This is a genomic window from Pseudomonas sp. SDO524_S393 (assembly GCF_054071875.1).
The window spans coordinates 130,516-149,171 of sequence record NZ_JBSVVZ010000004.1; the positions used below are offsets into that span (position 1 = coordinate 130,516).

General features: G+C 54.5%; 10 protein-coding genes and 1 pseudogene. 7 read left to right on the top strand and 4 right to left on the bottom strand.

The annotated features are described in order from the left end of the window. The first annotated feature begins 3 nt into the window (after positions 1-3). From ACW9IB_RS03645 to ACW9IB_RS03655, 3 genes are read left to right on the top strand one after another with little or no spacing between them, the layout of a single operon-like run. Positions 4-1,032 carry a radical SAM protein gene (locus tag ACW9IB_RS03645; RefSeq protein ID WP_457412415.1) on the top strand — a complete coding sequence of 343 codons (1,029 nt, stop codon included), beginning with the start codon at positions 4-6 and terminating at the stop codon, positions 1,030-1,032. Beyond that, positions 1,029-1,886, top strand: a complete 858-nt coding sequence (locus tag ACW9IB_RS03650; RefSeq protein WP_457412416.1) for a histidinol-phosphatase — start codon at positions 1,029-1,031, stop codon at positions 1,884-1,886. Before ACW9IB_RS03645 ends, ACW9IB_RS03650 begins: the two co-directional genes overlap by 4 nt. Positions 1,887-1,891: 5 nt before the next feature. Further along, entirely contained in the window at positions 1,892-3,016 is a 1,125-nt protein-coding gene (locus tag ACW9IB_RS03655) for a hypothetical protein (RefSeq protein WP_457412431.1), read from the top strand. A 142-nt stretch (positions 3,017-3,158) separates the two neighbouring features. On the opposite strand, the gene ACW9IB_RS03660 is transcribed toward ACW9IB_RS03655, so the two are convergent. The 4 genes and pseudogenes from ACW9IB_RS03660 to ACW9IB_RS03675 form a co-directional block, all read right to left on the bottom strand. Continuing rightward, the gene (locus tag ACW9IB_RS03660) at positions 3,159-8,330 is read right to left on the bottom strand and encodes an ATP-binding protein (RefSeq protein WP_457412418.1); all 5,172 of its coding nucleotides are present in this window, start codon (positions 8,328-8,330) and stop codon (positions 3,159-3,161) included. Positions 8,331-8,720: 390 nt separating this feature from the next. Further along, positions 8,721-9,071 (bottom strand): annotated as a pseudogene (locus ACW9IB_RS03665) (DUF3732 domain-containing protein); the annotation flags it as partial. Positions 9,072-9,149: 78 nt separating this feature from the next. After that, the gene (locus ACW9IB_RS03670) at positions 9,150-10,604 is read right to left on the bottom strand and encodes a tyrosine-type recombinase/integrase (protein WP_457412420.1); all 1,455 of its coding nucleotides are present in this window, start codon (positions 10,602-10,604) and stop codon (positions 9,150-9,152) included. A gap of 461 nt (positions 10,605-11,065) precedes the next feature. Further along, entirely contained in the window at positions 11,066-11,971 is a 906-nt protein-coding gene (locus tag ACW9IB_RS03675; protein WP_213936720.1) for a hypothetical protein, read from the bottom strand. 214 nt (positions 11,972-12,185) lie between these two features. On the opposite strand from ACW9IB_RS03675, the gene ACW9IB_RS03680 reads away from it, so the two are divergent. From ACW9IB_RS03680 to ACW9IB_RS03695, 4 genes are all read left to right on the top strand, one after another. Then, the gene (locus ACW9IB_RS03680; protein ID WP_457412423.1) at positions 12,186-15,578 is read left to right on the top strand and encodes a TM0106 family RecB-like putative nuclease; all 3,393 of its coding nucleotides are present in this window, start codon (positions 12,186-12,188) and stop codon (positions 15,576-15,578) included. 419 nt (positions 15,579-15,997) lie between these two features. After that, complete coding sequence (locus tag ACW9IB_RS03685) at positions 15,998-17,050, top strand: hypothetical protein (RefSeq protein ID WP_457412425.1); 1,053 nt, start codon at positions 15,998-16,000, stop codon at positions 17,048-17,050. A 431-nt stretch (positions 17,051-17,481) separates the two neighbouring features. Next, positions 17,482-18,123, top strand: a complete 642-nt coding sequence (locus ACW9IB_RS03690; protein WP_240435931.1) for a DUF6036 family nucleotidyltransferase — start codon at positions 17,482-17,484, stop codon at positions 18,121-18,123. Continuing rightward, positions 18,104-18,547: a hypothetical protein gene (locus tag ACW9IB_RS03695; protein WP_310521934.1), complete on the top strand. Its 444-nt coding sequence runs from the start codon at positions 18,104-18,106 to the stop codon at positions 18,545-18,547. The genes ACW9IB_RS03690 and ACW9IB_RS03695 overlap by 20 nt, the downstream gene beginning before the upstream one ends. Positions 18,548-18,656: the final 109 nt, after the last annotated feature.

Below are 18,656 nucleotides of genomic sequence, written 5' to 3' on the forward strand. Positions count from 1 at the left end.
GGCATGGATCTGCAAGGTCATCTCCTTTACATCGACATCACCCAGATATGCGGAATCGGCTGTGCATTCTGCATGTATGCCGACAAGCACAAGACCGGCATCGGCATGGAGCTTTCGACGCTCGCCCGGGAGAACCTGGCGGCCCTAATCAATGCCCCGCAGGTCAAGCGCATCTCTATCAGCGGGGAAGGCGAGCCGCTCAATAACATCAAGGTATTCCACGAAATCCTGCACCTTTCTAATGGTGGGAAGGCGTTCGAGTTCATCACCAGCGGGTTCTTTCCCCATGACAAAATGCTCGATTTTTATGACAGCACCGACCAGATCGTGTTGAGCCACGGCGACACCTGCAACATCCGCTTGAGCGCCGACAGTCACCACATCGAGAAAGTCAAATGGCGCGCCCATGGGCTGAGTCTGGATTACCTGCGCACGCGGCGTCCGGGGGGCTTGAGCTTTTCGTTTCGCTCCATCGACACGGACCGGGTATTCACCCGTGACTTTCTGGTCGCCGAATTGGCGCGCTGGGGTATTCACGCAACCATTGAACCCTGCAATGCGCTGGAGGATGTGTTGAAGGTGGACGGCGAATCATTCGGCATCGACTACAAAAACCTCGTCCATCCCGCGCCAGGCACACCCGAAGGCTATCTGGATCTGCTCGACTACATCCAGGCCATCGAGATCAAGGTCAAAAAGCGCTTTACCTTTGGCAGCCTGAACAAACCGCCGCTTGCCAATGGCATGGACCTGACGGTAAAGCCCAACGGTGATTTATATCTCTACGGTATCGAGAATCAGCGTCTGGGCAACATCCATTTTGATCACGTACGCTGGGAGCACCTGGCCAGCCATATCAGTGAAACCCCTTTGGCCCGGGCGCTGTATACCCAGCCGCTGACCGACCTGCTGGCACGGTTTGATGACCGCGAGTTGGTGCAGGCGATTATGGCGAAAGCGAACAACCCTTACTGGCTGGTCAAGGAGTTGGCGAACCATGATGGCCTGCTTGAACAGATGGTGTGCCCATGATCGACTCCCACAGCCATACCTTCTATTCCAAACATGCCATTGGCACGGTCGACGAACTTGTCCGGGCTTCAATCGAAGCCGGTGTGAGGGTGTTGACCATCACCGACCACGCACCTTTTCCGGTGGACTCCGATAACCGTCTGCTGGAGTCCGAACTCGACAGTTACTTTGCCGATATCCAGCGGGCGCAGGCGGCGTACCGGGGTGAAATCAAGATCTTGCGTGGCCTTGAGTTCGACTATATGCCGGGCTCCGATATCTATAACCGGGCCTTGCTGGCGCGCCACGAACTGGACTTTGTGATTGGCTCCATTCACTACGTCGAAGTGCCCGGCGAACCAATGGTAAAGGTGTGGGAGCTGCCGCGCCTGGCTGCCCAAAACTTCCTGGATCGTTATTTCGCGGACCTGGAAGCACTGCTGAGGAGCGGCCTGTTTGATGCCGTGGGGCATGCGGACACCCTGTTGCGCGGTGTCGACGAAGAGGTCGTACTGCGCCATTTCGAGCCTTTATTGCCGCTGTTTGCGCGCAACGGCGTGGCGTATGAGCTAAACGCTTCGGGCATCCGCAAATCGAGCCTGGACAACGCATCGGGGCGTGAGGTGCATGGGCGCTGGTCCTATCCGTCGCGCGCCCTGTTGCCTCACCTGATCGAGCACCAGGCGGCGTTCACCGTCGGCTCTGATACTCATGACCCGCGAGATGCCGGTGCTGGCATCCGTGAACTACTCCAGAGCCTGCAACCGCTTGGCTTACAGAGCATTTGCTACTACGAGAGCCGCCGCCGAGTCGATGTCCCCCTGGGAACCTTGACTGCGACCGTGGCTATTTCCGATGGATTGATTCAACCGTGAACATGATGACCGAAGCACCGCTCCCGACCTGCTGGCGTGAGATCGCCAGCGCTCCCGTAGAAACCCAGTTGGATCAGTTTGAACAGGCGCTGGCATCGACCCGCTTCGAGGATGCGAAACGGGGTTTTCGCGCTTTCGCTGCCGACCTGCTGGCCCGCGGGCTGATCAGCATGCCCCGCTATGTCTCGGTACTTGGCGGTCATGCTTTGCACTGCCTGACGCAGGATGGCGCGGGCTCGTTCCGCGACATGACGACCGGGGCGGATGCCTCGGCGCTGGTGGCGATCTACAGCCGCGCCAAGTATGGAAGCATTGAGGATATTCGCCACCTGGCCTGGTTGGTCATTGACTACTGGTGCACGCAATTGGACGACCCCTACTCCCATTGGGCCCGGCTGTTTCTCAGCGCCAAGGCCAGTGGTGACAACGTGGTGTTGATGACCACCGGCTGGCGCAACGTGCCGTCCACGGCGAACGTGCTCTATGAGATCGTGGTCAGCGAGATCAATGTCAAACTGGCTCATATGCATTTGCCCACGATCATCAACGTCAAGCTTCCACGGATCGCGCCGCCTTGTGAGAACTACGCCAGCTTGAGCACCGAAGAACGTGAACGCGTCAACCTGGTCCAGGACCATGTCATCCCCGCAGAGAACTTCTACCGCTGGAGTGGGGTGCATGTGATCTTTGGCGACGATGTATTGGTAACCGGTTCGACGGCGGACAAGGTGCTCTACGAGTCCATGCTCAGTGGCGCGAAGTCGTTTCAGTCGATTTACCCGGTGGCAATTGATCCACGGGTGGCGCTCGCGGACGCCAAGGTCGAGGAGCGGCTGAATAAAGTCGTGATTACCCACCTGCTCGACGACACCCTCGCTGCGCTGCTTTCCGCGCCGGATTACCAGCCGATCCTGCGTACGCTGCGTCTGGTGTTTTCCAGCGATAATTTCGCTGGTTTGGCCGCATTCTTGCCAAGGGTGCCCGCCCGCAATTGGCTGCGCCTGTACACGTCCGCGCTGGGCAATGAGTTTCTCGCACAGCCCGAGTGCACGCCGTCGTTGCTCATACTCAAACGCTATCTTGTCGACGCCGGGCTATTGAGGCCCGATGGTATGGCGGTCTGGGGTTGAGCGGCAGCGAGGTGGAGGACGTCCGTTATGTGAGCTATTGGGAGACTGCACCGGGGCATTCAATGCCACCTTACACCGCGTTGGCGCTGGTTTCGATCCAGAGGGCCCTGGGTGAGAAATTCCTGCTGCTGACGGGCAATTGCTATTCACGCATGACAGTGAAACGGACACCCTGCTGATGACTTTCTCGGAATAGCCGACTTGCACCTAGGGAGTATGGATTAGGCAGCTCATAAACTCCGACGTTAGGACCTCGTACGTACGCGACATAGAGAATACGCCAGCGGTTGGTTCCGTCATGGCGCATCGTTACCGCCGCAGTTACCTGAGAGCGCTCTAAGTCGATGTGTCCTGGATCTGCGACATGCGCCTTAACCTCGTAATGAATGAAGCCTTTCGAGTCTGATACTTTGAAATCGAATCCTTGATCACTTTCTGGCGGAAGCCCTAGATACCTGCGGCCCATCGAAGATACCCAGTATTCGGGCCGCATATTTCGATGTTTATTGCGCAAATATTGATAGGCGGCGAGCTCCCCGGCGAAACCGATGAGGTCGCGTTGTTCTTGACTCAAATACTGAGGATCATCACCTCGATTGCTTGTACCGCGCTTAGTCGGTCTAGGGGCAGTTCGGGGGCCAAAGACTTGCAATGCCGCAGGACCGGACCGCGTTTTGAATCCTCCACTCGCAAGTGTCTCTTGCATGGCTTGCGCAACTGCATCATGCCAACCCTGAGCACCACCATCGATTTCTAATTCCCCAAACTGCAGGCTACGACGTTCTGTCTGTCTGCGCGTTTCGCGTTCACGCTCCTCTAATGCTTCGAATGCCAGATCACTATCGGAAAGACCGAGCGCAACAGTGTCCAGGCTTTCCGGCATTTGATTTGGCCAGAGGCTCGCTCGGTGAAGTGCGGAGGGGACGGATCTCTCGTTGAAGGACTCGAAGTCAAGCGTACCGGATGACAGGGCAGCTCGAATCAGGCGTTCAGGTCCTTGCAACCAAAGTTCATCAAGTGGCGTCGAATTGCACTTCGCCCAAGCTCTGACCAAACGTTGCAAATGTTCCGCAATCCGCGTGAGTAGTTGGCGGTTGTGCTGGCGGACGCCGTCGATGGGACTGCCATTGGGAAAAGGGCCTGCACCAAGGCGGAGGGTTACCTGTCTATCGATTTCCTCATCTACCTGCTGTGTATCAATATCATCGAATCGTTCCACCCAATCATCTGGCAGGTGGAGCCATTTCAAAGCGACTGCTTCGCGATAGGCCTGAAGGGCTCCGTCTGCTTCAATGGATTGGGTGTACGCATCCCGTACGGCTCGCTCAACTTCAGCACGTCGATGCTCAACGCGGGAGGAGAAACGCTCCGTTAACCTTTTCTTGAACTCTAACGGAGAACGTCCCAGCGCAACGAGGCTCGCGTTCAGTACGTTGAACTCAAGGCCTAGCTCATGCCGTAGGCCGCTGAGTGTGTCGGCGTCTCGGCAGGCGGTGACGATTCTTTCGGCTTGGTCGGAGGGTATACCGTAACCAGAAATAACCGCCATCACGTCGGAATCGTCTCTGAATTCGTCGGTCCGCTCGATCAATATTGCAGCCAGGTAGGTATGCCCCATAGCGTGGACGGACGGGATCAAATACTCCAATAAACGCGGCGTGGTCGCACGAAGCGATCGCCTCAGCTCGGTGATCCGAGAGACGGGTCGTCCAAGTGCTCGAGCAAGTTGCAAATCCGAGGGTGCTTTCAGCTCATGACCGTCCCGCGACATCTCGTTTCCAAACGCAGAAAATGTTAGGCGAAAAGCGTCCGTTAATCCCGGTCTGCCTATCGCCGCGGGCACGGCCGACGCGATCATGGACAGCGTGGACCAATTCAAAAACTGCCCCTCGCACAGGACCGACGGATACTCTTCGTTGGCAACCGGAAGTATGCCGTCAAGCTCCTCTGGCAGAGGGCTTGAGTTCCCATCTATCGAGACAGTGATTTCTCGGACAAAACGCAACCGTACTCGGCGGATAGCGCCTCCCAACGCCTGCCGCGCGCGAAGGGTGTTCTGGTTGCTTAGATTTGAGCTCACTTCGAGTACGAGAACAGCGAGGTCAGCGATCCATTCACAATCTTTGCTTACGAGCAGCTCATCCGCTGCACTCGGAAAGAAAGGAACGCCGTCTGTGGTGACGGATATCGAGTCCTCATGAATTGGCTGGGCCTTACAACCCAGATACGTTGCTAGCGCTCTGATACAGCTTGCAGTCGCTGTACCGCCCACATCAATGGTGATGCGACCAAAAGAAGCCAGAATTTGTTGAAAAGTGGGCCGCGAACCATCGTCAATGTAGATCGTTTCAACGAGTGGAGCGCTTTTGTGAAGCGTCACGGCCGTCAAGCCATCAATAGTGTCTTTAGGGATTACGAGTGTCGGAGGCAGAGCCGGGCGCAAGTCGAGCTGAGCGTACTCTGTCCATGCTTCGCGATAGGCTTTTCGAAAGTCATCAAGAAAGGCCTCTGATATACCGCGCTCCAGTAGCTCGCCAAGTGCGGCAATGCGTCGGGGTGCACTTTTTGGGTCCGACCAAGCGGGTACATTCAATTTGCCGGACAACATCTCTTGAAGGTAGCGGTTGCTTTCTATCAGCTCTCGTACCATGCGCTCCGGCCGCGGTACGAAACGAGGTATGTCACTCCTGCTGCCTAACCAGCATTGATCTAAAGTTAACCCTTCGAAATCGTCGCCCGCCGACGCAGGAATCCAAGCAGTCGACTTCAGAAATGCGGCGATGGCGCTAGGCCAGTGAACGTGGTCGTAACGGGCACCGCTGCGGGAGAGTGTTGTCACCATAGCTTCGGCGGGAATCTTTGTGAGCGCGTGGATAACTAGCCGCCCGTAAGCTAAGCGGGCCGCGCCGTTCATTGTGTCGTAGCTCGCTTGGCCGTATAGGTAGGGAACGCCATTTAGAACGTAGATACCGCTTTGATAGCCGAGGTCGCGTGAAAAACCAACGGCTTTGCGCCAGCAAATTCCCAGCTCCAGCTCGAAATTCTGTGTTGGCAAATACCCATATCTCAAGCTTCGCCAGTCTGGTGAGTACATGCGTACAACGGCGCCTCGGTTCCAAGGAAGGCCGTCCCGTACGCCGGCAATTTTCAGAAAGTCCCGCCAGTCTTGAGCGCTTTCCCCCGGACCGGTTTTCCATTCGTTCCAATCAGGAAGCATCATCTTCGCGATTCCGGCAATCTGCTTGTCGTGGCTCGCCTCTTTACAGAGGTCAGTGAGCAAATTACCGAGCGTGTCGCGCCATCCCGCTGAGAAATAAGCAAGGCTCGCTTTGCCAATTCCGCCGCTGGCCAAGGGAACCCAGAGTCCCGCGGTCTGAAGGGCCTCGTCGAAGTCCGGGGTGCGATTTTGCTTCCATGTTCTGAAGGCCCAGGTAAGGACTGACAAAGCGTCGCGTGTGCGAGGGCGAGTTCCGAGGAGTGTTCCCAATCTTGAAACCAAGTTGATGAGGCGAAACTCGGAAGCAAGTCCTGCGTTAACAAACGCCGTGACCACATCCGCAGACCAGGCAAGCGTCGGGTCGGCGAACTCGAGCCCCTTGGTTATGCAGCTTGGAGGAAAAACACCGGCGTCATCCAGGCGTTTTTTCTTCTTGGTGACACGCCCAGGGTCGGCATTGATGAAAAACTGAACCGGTTCGCCCGCTACGGATTTAGCGCCTTCGGCTCGCACGAGTTTGCGAGCTTCGTTTCTAAAAATGAGTTTGCCTCGAAGCTGCTCAAGGATGTCCTTGCGTACGCTCAGGTCGGTATAGAAATCCTCCCAATTCGCGGCTGTAGCTTTGCGTTGGCGTTCAAGGTCGGCAGCGAGCAACGGTACCCACTTTGCGAGGCGGTCGTTCTCCGGCTCCAGCGGAAGCCCCACATCATCAGCAAGGCTGCGTAAGGCGATAACTCGCCTGGCTCCCAGCTTGCGTCGCAGCAGAAATGCGCCTGTAACCTTCGCAATCCAAGTCGCACGCAGTGATTTGTATTGGTCGTCTTGCCAGTCAAAAACATGGTCAAGGGTTGCCCATCTTGCATCACTGCCAGGTGGACTCATCGTTGGAAGTGGGAGAGTTTTGTACGCCAGCCCTTTAGCCCGAAATGCAGCCAAGACATGGTCTGCGGGGCCCCATGTGATGGCATCCACAGCGGCGTGCACGTATGAGACTAGATTGATATTGGCAGCAGCTACACCATATATAAGGTCAATGCACATCTCTGCTGCAACCTTGACCAATTCTTGATTAAGGGCGTTGTCCAGACTTAAGCCCTTGCGATCTGGATCTGGGAAAAACGGAGCATCCAAATGACCGTTAAAAGGACAGGGGGTTTCCATTGGCAAAAAAGCATAGTAGCGACCTTCCGGAACCTCGAACCCTAGGGGGATCGCGATGCTGACCGTGGGCGCGCCTGCCCAATTTCGCCACCTCTCTACCTTATGACGTTGTTCGACAGCAGCGTCCACTGCTCTCAAAAACCGCGGCGGATCAACGACGCGGCTGATGAACAAGTACGAGCGATCGTCGACAACGATTTCTTCTATCTCAAGATTGTCAATTTTCAGAGGGCGATTCAGAGGGTACCGACGACGCGTTAACACACGACGCGAAGTAGTGCCGTCCGCGTCAATTTTTTCAAATACGAGCTTGGTGAGCTTAGGTAGAAAGAGATTAAGCGGGGCACGCTCATCAAAAAGTGACTGCCATTCCTTTTCCATGCGAGAGGCGGCCATACGGTCGGTCAACGGCAGTCTTATCACTGTCGCAAACCCATGCGATGCATAGTCCTGTATGTCATCGGGGAAGCTATTTATCACGAGCGGCAGTTGCAAGCTGTGAGTCTTGCCGACCGCCCTTTCCGCAAGGTCGGGTTCAGCTAGATGCAGAAGTCGCTCGCGTTGGGCCTGCTCATCAGCAAATCGAAAGCAGAACCCGTCGAATTGCGCTGCCTTATTTTCAGCTTGAGATGAGTAGATCTGAGGATCATGGCTGATCAACGTAACACTGCGAAATCCAAGTCCTTTGTGGCCAATGGAGTTTCCGGGCTGCTTTCTACTTCTTGCCGGATTCACGATTGAGTCGACATCGGCCCGGGAGAATCCATTGCCAGTGTTACAGACGTCCAGCATCGCGTACGGGGCAGAGGCAAGATCCAGCTTCACCAGGATATGGGCATCGACATCTTCACCAGCGCCGTCGTACGCATTCTGTATAAGCTCGCGCAGAATACGGCCATCGTAAAGCGTTGCTGCGGTGTCAGTGAGTTGACGCATGGAGTCATCTCGCTCGGACCCCAGCTCGATGCCGTGGAGCGTGAGCTTGAGCTCTCGATCAAGTATCTGCTCTAGGTAACCGGAGGGTGACATCTCAATCGTGCGCGTGTCGCTTTCTGAGAAAACCCTCGGCGCTGGTGCAGTTATGTCGATGCTCATAGTCTAGCTTCCCTGGCTTTCATGGCGTTGTGATGTCCGTACATTCATAAGTGTATAGCGTATCTACACCACACCACACCACACCACACCACACCACACCACACCACGCCAGAACAGACGTGGTTGTTAAGGACTTCGTCCCCACAGGTCTCAGGCGTAATGATTGATGCACCAACCACTATGGCCTGATCAAGAAACGGGGGAGTAATCCCCCCTTCAGGATGAAGACTCCTAGTCGGCGATGAAGCCCCGCGTTCTCCATGTAGCCCGGACATAGTCCGGAAACTTGTAACCTTCGCCTAGGGTCAGTCTATCTGCATGATCCGAGACGATGATTTGCGGAGTTACGCCTGTCTTCTTGCCAGTTTCATCACAGAACTTGGCCAACTGAGTGAACATGTTGGTCACAGCACTCATGTCTGCGTCGACTGCGTCTTCACGCTTGGCCTGTTTTGAAAGCTCTTGAGCATCGAAATCCTCTGCGTCATCCAGTGAGGCAGGGAAGTACACCTGGGTGGGCTGATCAAGGAAAAGGATTGGTGGGATCTTGCACCCTTTGTTCGACAGCGCCGCGAACTGAAATCTGCCACCTTTGCTCATCGCGAATTATGGATCACAGCACGGGGACGTTGAATTCCGGTGACGCAGGGTGAAACGGCCCTATGAGGATGTTCGTGTCTCTTTCACTACGTACGCTGGAAAAGACAACTTCGACTCGTTTGGCGTGTGCTCGTAAGTTGAGGACAGCACCGCACTGAGTCTATCGCCCAGCAGGTTCCAGGCGTTTTTCTTCTCGTCGGCATAGTCGTGGTGCAAGTAATGGCGCCTCACCCGAGAGCCGGCCAGTACATGATTTTGGCAGCGATCGATGACATCCAGGCTAATGCCTAAGGCTTGCATCATGGTCGCCCCTGTACGGCGCAGGTCATGCGGCGTCCAGTCGCCGTTTTGGCCGTCGGCAAGGACCAGGGTATCGTCATGGCACCGTCTGGAGAGGGCTTTGCGGTTTTTGAACCGGGCCTGGCGATCGCCGACCTGTTTGCTCACCACTTTCACGTCCACATGCCCATCATCCAGCTTGTTCGGAAAGCACCATTGCGAGTCTCCCGTCAGGATTTTGAGTTCCTGAAAGAAATGCAGGGCGAAGGGGGAGAGGAAGACATGGTGGTCTTGTTTCTTGCCACGGGTGCCTTTGACGTTTTCGCTGGGGAGGAACCAGGTCTGCTGGTCTAGATCGACATTTTTCCATTCGGCCTGCAGCAACTCGCCAATCCGGCACAGCGTGCCCAGGCTGATCCAGAGCGCAAGCTGTGTTTCCTTCTTTAGCGGTCGAATGCCGTCGTATTTTTGGCCCGCGGGGAGGGCGTCGTAATCGGCAGTCATTTGCTGGAAGCGGGTGTGCAGTTCCAACAGCTCAGCCGGGGAAAGGATGCGGCTTCTTTCCGCTTCGTAGTCGGCCGGGATCAGGGGGGAGATGTCGACCAGTTCCGTTGGGTCCCCCTCGATCAATAAGGCCCGCCAGGGCTGACGTTTTCTGGCCCAGCTGAACATCTGGGTGAGGTCGGCAAAGAAGCTGATGGCTTGCCGGTGAGCGCCGCGGTTGATCACGGTGCGGATCAGCGCCCGGACATCATGTTCGGAGACGCTGTTCACCCCGGTCCTGCCGAGTGCCGGAAAAAGGTCTTTGTTAAAACGGCGCTGCAATTCAGCATTGCCATCTTTACGCGCCACGCCATCCAACAGCCAGGCCTTGGCTAGATCCTGGACGGTCAGCGGTTTCACCGTCGTCGTTTTTACTGGTTCAGCCTCTACGTTAGCAGCGGCGTATGCTTGTGCCTTGGCGGTTTTCTTTTGCTCGTTGGGATTGATCTGCTCATCAATGAGCGCACGGGCCTGGTTGCGCGCCTTGCGGATGTCGGTCAGGGATTTGCGCGGCCAGGTTCCGCAGGCGTACTCTTTGTTCTGGTTGCCCCAGCGATACCGATAGAAAAAGCTGACCGACACGCCGTCCTTACGGACTGAGATTCGACCGGCGAGATTGCCATCCTCCCGGAGGCTTCGGCCGGCATCGTTGGGAGTCAGCGACTCGAGTTCTTTGATGGTGATTTTGGCCATAAAACGGACTCCCCCTACTTTTACCCCCACAAAAGCGTCGGCTCTTGATGGACGTTACTGGACTCCTGTAGAGCAGAACACCGCCGGAGCTCAAGTAAATACTAGCTTAGAAAAATCCAGAGTAAAATTTTGGAAGCTTTCAAGAAGTATGAAAAAGGAGATGGGGTGCTAGGGGTCGAGTGTTCGAATCACTCCGTCCCGACCATATAATTCAAAGGGTTGCGAGATTTTATCTCGCGACCCTTTTTTATTTTTGGTCGTTTTTACCCCCACAAAACCACCGGCTCTGGGTGGAATCCTCACGGCTTCCGCGTGGGCGGACGCAGGCTTTGGCGCTCACGCGTGGTCTCTTTACCAATGTTGTTTGGTCTTTCTCTTCAGGTCCTGACGTTTTTGAGTGTTTAAGACTATTTTCCTGCTTATTGAGAACTACATACAGGTCAACCATCAGCTTGTTTATCTCAGGTCGCTCGGGTCATCCTGCGTACCCGGTAGTTAGGCTTGGGCGGCACTGGGATCGTATAACCGTCGGGGACTAGACTGCGTAGGTCATAGCCCATCATGAACAATCCAGCTTCAAAGGCGTGGCAGCGGTCTACCAGCTGAGGCTGCTTGGCGAATAGTTCGGACCCTTCTAGTACCGCGCGGATGATCCAACCTAATTGGAGCTGGCGCCGTGCCCAAAGGTGGCGACTGGTGGTGGAGAGTTGCGGTGTACCGTTGTAGCCAAGCTTTAAGTGTTTTGGGTTTCGAATCTGGTCGCCGATCCCTGGCCCCCAGGCGAAGTCCAGTGCCTGCGGCGCAGTGGTGCCGGTGCCTTGGCGGTACAGGCGGTAGAGCAGCGCGATGGCGGCACCGACCCGGCCGTCATAGATGGGAGAGCCAGTGGTGTCGAGCAGGGCATGGATCTTAGTCATGCCCGAGTCGAATCTTAGGATGTTCTGCTTGGTGAGGTGGTTGAGCTGCTGCTTGCGGTCCAGCGCGAGAAGCGCCTGGCACTGCTTTAGGTAATTCACCAAGTTCTTGTCGTGCATTTGCTCCTTGAGGAATCCGACGGCGCCATCGACATTTCCCCACGCTAGGATCGCTTCGCAGGCCCCATGCGTGGCGAACTCATCGCGGGCGCGAACCGCAAGGCGCAAGCGAATGCGCAGCCGGCGCAGCTCCGCCTTGACCGTCTCCCAGTTCCCGCCCCACTGGTATTCCGCCTGAACCGCTTCGATACCTTGAACCTTGCAGTCGATCGCTTTGCGCACGAACCTGCTGCGCGCGACCTTCAGATGCACTGGCAGAGTGGGGAGGTTTTCGATTAGCCACTCGATGAGGCCGAGCACGTCCGGTTGCTCGAGAAACTGCTTGCGATTCATTCCATGGTTCCTAGTCGCGTCGTGATGAGGATGAAGCTCTAAGGTAGCGCACGACGGGGTATGTTTGAGTGCCTGTTTTTCGATCCACAGTGGATCCTTCACTATTGACTACACTCGACGAGCGGGCATTCGCTTTGGCTAATCCTAAAAGTCACTAGAGCTGGCATTTGGACGACAGAGCATCTAAATGGACTTTTGATGAGGTCGGAATCAAATGCAAAGGCTAGGCGATTCGATTTTTCTTAGTGCTTCTGACTTGGTTGGACATCTTAACTGCCGGCACTTAACGAGCCTTGACTTAGCGGTGGCGAATGGCGAGCTAGAACGCCCCGCTATCTGGGACCCATTGCTGCAGATTCTTTGGGAGCGTGGCGCGCGACATGAACAAGGCTTTGTCGAGCACCTACGATCCCAAGGTCTATCCGTCACAATCATTGACGGTGTCGGAGTTGATGACGAATCGGTCGAGCGCACAAGGAGCGCCATGGTCGCTGGGGACGAGATCATAGTACAAGGCGCGTTTCGCGCGAATGGTTGGGTGGGTCGCACGGATGTCCTCAGGCGAATAGAGGTCGAGAGCGATCTCGGAGCATGGTCTTATGAGGTGATCGATACCAAGCTCGCTCGTGAGACCAAAGGTGGAACTGTCTTGCAGCTTTGCTTGTATGCGGATCTAGTCGGCACCATCCAAGGGGGTTGCCCGACGCATAGCTATGTAGTTGCCCCATGGTCTGGGTATGAGCCACAGATGTATCGAATGGACGATTACGCAGCGTACTTCCGACGAGTCAAAAGCAGCCTTGTAGCTGCTATCGAGCACGCGGGGGAGGTGATCTATCCTGAACCGAAGGAGCATTGCGACATCTGTCGTTGGCAGAGTCGTTGCGACCGGAAACGTCGAGAGGATGACCATCTCTCGCTTGTGGCCGGGATCACCAAAGTCCATATCGATGAGTTAAGACGGCACGGCATAGAAACCATGACGGATCTAGCAGCAATGCCGGTTCCGCTTGCATGGAGACCCTCGCGCGGGGCAGTACATTCGTACGAGCGGGTACGAGAGCAGGCGCGCATTCAGATCGAGGGACGCGAAGCTGGGAGCGTGCTTCACGAACTTTTACCTGTGACGGAAGGATTCGGTTTAGCGAGCCTACCCGAACCCTCAGTCGGGGATATCTTCTTCGATCTGGAGGGCGATCCATTTGCTGGGGAAGGCGGCCTTGAGTACTTGTTTGGTTATACTTTTATTGATGGTAGCAATGGCATCGCTTACACAGCTGACTGGGCGCTATCTCGTGAGGAGGAAAAACTGAATTTCGAGCGTTTCATCGATTTCGTCGTCGCTCGACAGGAGCAATACCCGGATCTGCACATTTACCATTTCGCACCCTATGATCCGGCTGCTCTAAAACGGTTGATGGGGCGGCATGCAAGTCGTGAAGAGGAGATTGATGCTCTTCTGCGCTCCAAACGCTTTGTTGACCTTTACAGCGTGATACGAAATGGTCTGCGAGCGAGCGTGGAAAGTTACTCGATCAAAAAGCTTGAGCCCTTATACGATTTCATCCGAGATACAGAGCTTTCAGAGGCAAACATGGCGCTTGCTAAGGTTCAAGCATGTCTTGAGCTGGGAGATTTAGCATTCATCAATGATGCTGATCGTTATGTTGTGACTGGATACAACCGAGATGACTGCGTATCTACATGGCGCCTTCGGGACTGGTTAGAAATACGGCGCACCAACTTGATCAATGTTGGCAATATCATTCCTCGACCGGAAGTACCTGAGAGCGTGCCAAGCGAGGCACTTGGTGAATGGCAAGAGAAGATCAATGGGCTTATCGAACGGTTGACGGACGGGGTTCCTACTGATGCGGCGGAGCGCACGGCCGAGGAGCATGCTCGATGGGTTCTCGCGCATTCGCTCGACTGGCACCGGCGAGAACAGAAGGCGCTTTGGTGGGAGTATTTCCGCCTTTCCGACCTTATGGCAGAAGATTTGCTCGACGAGCGAGCTGGACTTTCAGGTCTAACATTTGTGGGCGTGAATGGGGGAACAGCTAAGGCACCCATTCATCGCTACAGCTTCCCTCCTCAAGAAACGGAGATGCGCGGCAGTGAAGATTTGCACACTTTAGGAGGCAGGAAACTAGGCAGCGTCGACGCAATTTCTCTGGATGAACGTTGGGTCGATATTAAGAAACGAGAGGACAGTGCAAATATTCATCCTGAGGCAGTTTTTTCCCACACAGTTATTAATACTACTGTCCTTGCGAATGCGCTTGTTCGCATCGGCGAACATGTCGTTGCTCATGGAATGGAGGGGGACGGACCCTTTCAGGCCGCTCGTGATCTTCTGATGCGTCTGCCCCCTCGGATAGGCAATCAACCGATCCAGCATGATGGTGAGCCTGCCCTAGATGCCGCACTCCGTGTTGCGGCACATATCGAAAGTGGATTGCTTCCAATCCAGGGGCCGCCAGGTGCCGGCAAGACGCACACAGGCTCACGCATGATCTGTTCTCTTGTACAAACCGGGAAGACTGTTGGAGTAACTGCCAATAGCCACAAGGTCATCCGCAACCTTCTCGATGGAGTTGTGAAGGCTTCTGAAGAAATGGGAATTGATGTTTGCTGCTTTCAAAAACCTTCGGAGATGGAACCAGATCAGCAGCGATTGCGATTTGTAAAAAGTAATGCTGATTTGCTAAACGCCATCGGCAGCAGAGCAAATGTGGCAGGAGGGACTGCTTGGCTGTGGGCGTTGCCTGATGCAGCGCACTCCGTAGATGTGCTGTTTATTGATGAAGCGGCGCAAATGGCGCTTGCGAATGTAATTGCGGTATCACAAGCGGCGAATAGCGTTGTGTTGCTAGGCGATCCGCAACAACTCGATCAGCCGATGCAGGGTAGTCATCCAGAAGGCACTGATGTTTCAGCTCTGCATCATATTCTTGGTGAAGAGCAGACGATTGCGTCTGACCGAGGACTTTTTCTTGCGGAGACATGGCGTCTTCATCCGGACATCTGCTCCTATACGTCCGAACTATTCTACGAGGGGCGTCTTCATCCTCGCCCAGGATTGGAGGCTCAAGCAATTCGCTCACCCGGACGCCTCAATGGTTCAGGCCTCCGCTATGTGGCAGTCGTTTCTGAAGGCAATCAGAGTTCATCGCCGGAAGAGGCTGATTGCGTTCGAACGCTCGTGGAGGAAGTCCTTGCGTCAGGCACTACCTGGATCGACAGGCATGGTGTTGAGCGACTGATATTGCTTCAAGATATATTAATCATTGCTCCCTATAATGCGCAGGTGTTCGAGTTGCAGGACCGCATTTCGGGCGCTCGGATCGGAACTGTCGACAAATTCCAAGGACAGGAAGCGCCGATCGTCATTTACTCGATGACAACATCAAGCTACGTCGATGCACCGCGTGGAATGGAGTTTCTCTACAGCCTAAACCGACTGAATGTCGCTACATCACGTGCAAAATGTGTTTGTGTACTCGTTGCGTCACCTACTTTGTTTGAGGCTCAATGCCGAACACCCCGCCAGATGCAACTTGCCAATGCTTTCTGCCGTTACGATGAACTTGCGACGAAAATATAGAAAAAGGAGTTAGTAGTCCTGACGTCCGCTGCGTTTTCTGCCGCATCACCATGGCTCGTGATGATACGTACTCGCCAGGAGCGACATCGCGCGCACGGACCTTGGGCTTCATTAAGTCGCAGGCTCGAAGCTTGCTATCAATGGCCAGATCGAAGAGAGCCAGATCTCTGCGTCGATGCCTGCCCCTGCGGTCCAGGACCAGGCGGCGAAATCAGACTTCGTCATGAGCGTTTATCCGAAAGGCGCCAGTGGGGCAGTATCCCCGCCGGTGCAGGGCGGATGAATACGCCGGCCGGAATACAGTTGTGAGACGCAATCATCAATCAGCGGATGCGTTTGAACGATGCCATGCAAGGGTAGCCTGTCACCTATAAGATTTAGGGCTTCAAAAACTATAATGCGATGAGGTTCGTGTTCCAATGCAGCAACTTAATATCGCTGTGCCTTATGGCGAACGATGCGTGCTCACACCAAGTGGTTGCGCAGTGGTGTGGCCGTTTCTGAATGCAAAGAAAGGCGATGGCCCCTATGAGCTATTTCTGGACACCAATGCCCTGAGTAAAGTGGATTGGGCGCGCCAGCTGCCACAGCACGTCCGGCACCAGTCCATTCTGAATCCGTTGCCGGCGCTGATGGAACAGTGGTTTTCCAATCCAGAGTTTCGCGCTGACCCGATTACCCGAATAGACGCGATGACTCAAACCTTGTGCGATTTGGGCTTTAACTTTCGAGCGAATTTCGCCGAGCAACAAGTGGCCCTTTTACGCAGGAATGAAGCGGCACTGAAGACGCAGTTCAGCCTCATTTTTCCCTATGTGGTGATCATGAAATCATTGCTGTCGAGGAAGATGCCGGTTGATACGGCGCTGGCTGAGCTTGATCGAATTGGCCAGGCTGATATTCCGCGCTTCACTTCCAGCCTTATGTTGACTGCCTTAGGGGTTGTGCTGAAAAGTCAGCAGGCGCTCAAACTCGACGGGGATACGAAGCCTGCCTACTCGTATCTGGATTCCTTCCTGGCTTTCCAGTCGGGACAAAAGGTTGAGGGCAGCCACATCACAGTGCCGTACCTGCGCAACCGGGCGGGGGATTTGAACCTATGGTTGATACTGCCGACGCTACGCCAGCAGGGTTATTCATTTATTGGCACACCTGCAGTGGTCACGGGCGATAAAGTACTGCACCGATTGATCCTGCGCGTACTGCCACCGCTGCTGCATGTCAGTCAGAAAACGTGCTTTTCCATCTTTCCGGAGGGATTGGATGAGGCCCAATGCACGAAAATTCTCCAGACTGTACAGACCGTTGGGATCAGAGGCGAGATGACCACGGAGCAGCGCCGGCAGCGAGTGGCAGCGTTGTTTGAGTTGGCCAAGGATTTTTGTGCCAACGCTGAAGAGCGTGCGGCCGTAGACGAAGGTTGGCAGGAATGGTGCCTGCCGGGGCTTGGGTTGGATATCCGATTGGACTGAACTACCAGTGCTGGTCCTGATTGCTCAGGACCGGAATTAGTTTGGTGAACTACGCGTCGGCCGATATCACGGCAGTGCCATCGACGACTTCATCAGAGAGTCACGACTCGATCAACTCCCGCACCCGCGCCATCAAGGTGCTGAGTTGTGGAAGTGGGGATGGACACGAGATTTCCGTGTGCCAATTTCATTTCTTTGGTTGGTGAGTGGAGTTTTTTCAACTGCTTATTATTTGCTGGTTCGTGTGCTCCCTCACTTAGAGCATCGAGTAACGCATTATGTGTCGATATCTGATACGATTTTGCTCAGCAATAAGTGCTTGGCTTTTAATAAATCAGTTAATGTCTTTTGGGATCGCTGCTTGAATTGCTGGTTTAGTGGTGTCAATTTTCGTTCTAAATTTCAACTGGTACCCTCAGGGAGGGAATTCTGTGACTGTAGAGGCTCCAGATGTGCTTCCTGCCATCGTTGATACCAGCAAGCCGCTGGGGCAAGCAGTTGTGGCGATGTTTAAAGGCGTTGAAGAGGAGCTTGAGGAATATCCTCCAGGGGCTGTGAAAATCATCATTTTTGGTGGGGTCGCGGTACACCTGTATACCAATCACCGTGTTTCGGTAGATATTGACGGCGAAATTTTTCACTGTGATCGATCTTTGAGCAAGGATGAGCTCATTGAAAGCCTAGGGGCTACGCCTGAGTCGTTCGTCGATCCTGCAGGGCGAACCCTTGCCCTGAACTACGATCTCACGTTCAATACCACGCTTGGGCCACTTCATGAGGACTATCTCGATCGTGCGATTCGCCTTGAAGAATTTGGTGACGCTTCTCCAATTCATATTTTCATTGCGGCCCCATTGGATCTAGCTATCTCGAAGCTTGGACGTGCTACTGAGCAAGACATCGAAGATATTGAAAAGCTCTTACGGATGGGGTTAATCTTGACCACAGATCTGAATCGACTGGCTTTACAGGCGATTGACGTGTACGTTGGTAACAAGGAACCACCACACTCGATCCTTAAGCGGATTATTGCGGATTATCTGGAGACTCACGATGATGACGAAGCGCCATAGCGCCACCGTCCTCTCGACTGAATTGGAACGGCTGGCGAAGCAACCTCTGGATCAAGCGGATGACGCTGCCTTGGTGAGAGCTGCTCGTGCGTTTTGGTACTCGAATGATAACCTTGAAACTGCACTGAACTCATTTTTGCGTAAGGGCAGAAGCGCTGTTGAGGTTAGGCGTGCTGGCTATCTGTTTGAACGACTGACTCAATTTACATGTGCTACGGATTCTCGCGTGTCCGAGGCCAATCGTGCTTTGAGTCTTGTCGTATCTCACAAGCAGAGTCATGCCGTTGCAACAAAAGGCCGCGTTGATCGATTAGCATTGTCTTGGGGGCTAGATAAGGGGTTGGGCTTGAAAGTTCAAGCGCTGATGCCCTTTCAGACAAGGCATTTCGAGGCTACCCAGCGACAAATGCAAGCGGCGTGCTGAGTGAGTGCTGTAAAAAAACCGGCCGTTTGTTGCCGGTTTTTTTATATGTGTATTTTGTTGAATTGACAAAAGCGTAGATCGGGGTACCCTACAGGCAGGCCTGAGCCGC

Bases quoted from the DNA above. Each gene is read 5' to 3' on its own strand.
- ACW9IB_RS03645 (WP_457412415.1), top strand. From the start codon at position 4: ATGGATCTGCAAGGTCATCTCCTTTACATCGACATCACCCAGATATGC.
- ACW9IB_RS03650 (WP_457412416.1), top strand. From the start codon at position 1,029: ATGATCGACTCCCACAGCCATACCTTCTATTCCAAACATGCCATTGGC.
- ACW9IB_RS03655 (WP_457412431.1), top strand. From the start codon at position 1,892: ATGACCGAAGCACCGCTCCCGACCTGCTGGCGTGAGATCGCCAGCGCT.
- ACW9IB_RS03660 (WP_457412418.1), bottom strand. From the start codon at position 8,330: ATGCGTCAACTCACTGACACCGCAGCAACGCTTTACGATGGCCGTATT.
- ACW9IB_RS03670 (WP_457412420.1), bottom strand. From the start codon at position 10,604: ATGGCCAAAATCACCATCAAAGAACTCGAGTCGCTGACTCCCAACGAT.
- ACW9IB_RS03675 (WP_213936720.1), bottom strand. From the start codon at position 11,971: ATGAATCGCAAGCAGTTTCTCGAGCAACCGGACGTGCTCGGCCTCATC.
- ACW9IB_RS03680 (WP_457412423.1), top strand. From the start codon at position 12,186: ATGCAAAGGCTAGGCGATTCGATTTTTCTTAGTGCTTCTGACTTGGTT.
- ACW9IB_RS03685 (WP_457412425.1), top strand. From the start codon at position 15,998: ATGCAGCAACTTAATATCGCTGTGCCTTATGGCGAACGATGCGTGCTC.
- ACW9IB_RS03695 (WP_310521934.1), top strand. From the start codon at position 18,104: ATGATGACGAAGCGCCATAGCGCCACCGTCCTCTCGACTGAATTGGAA.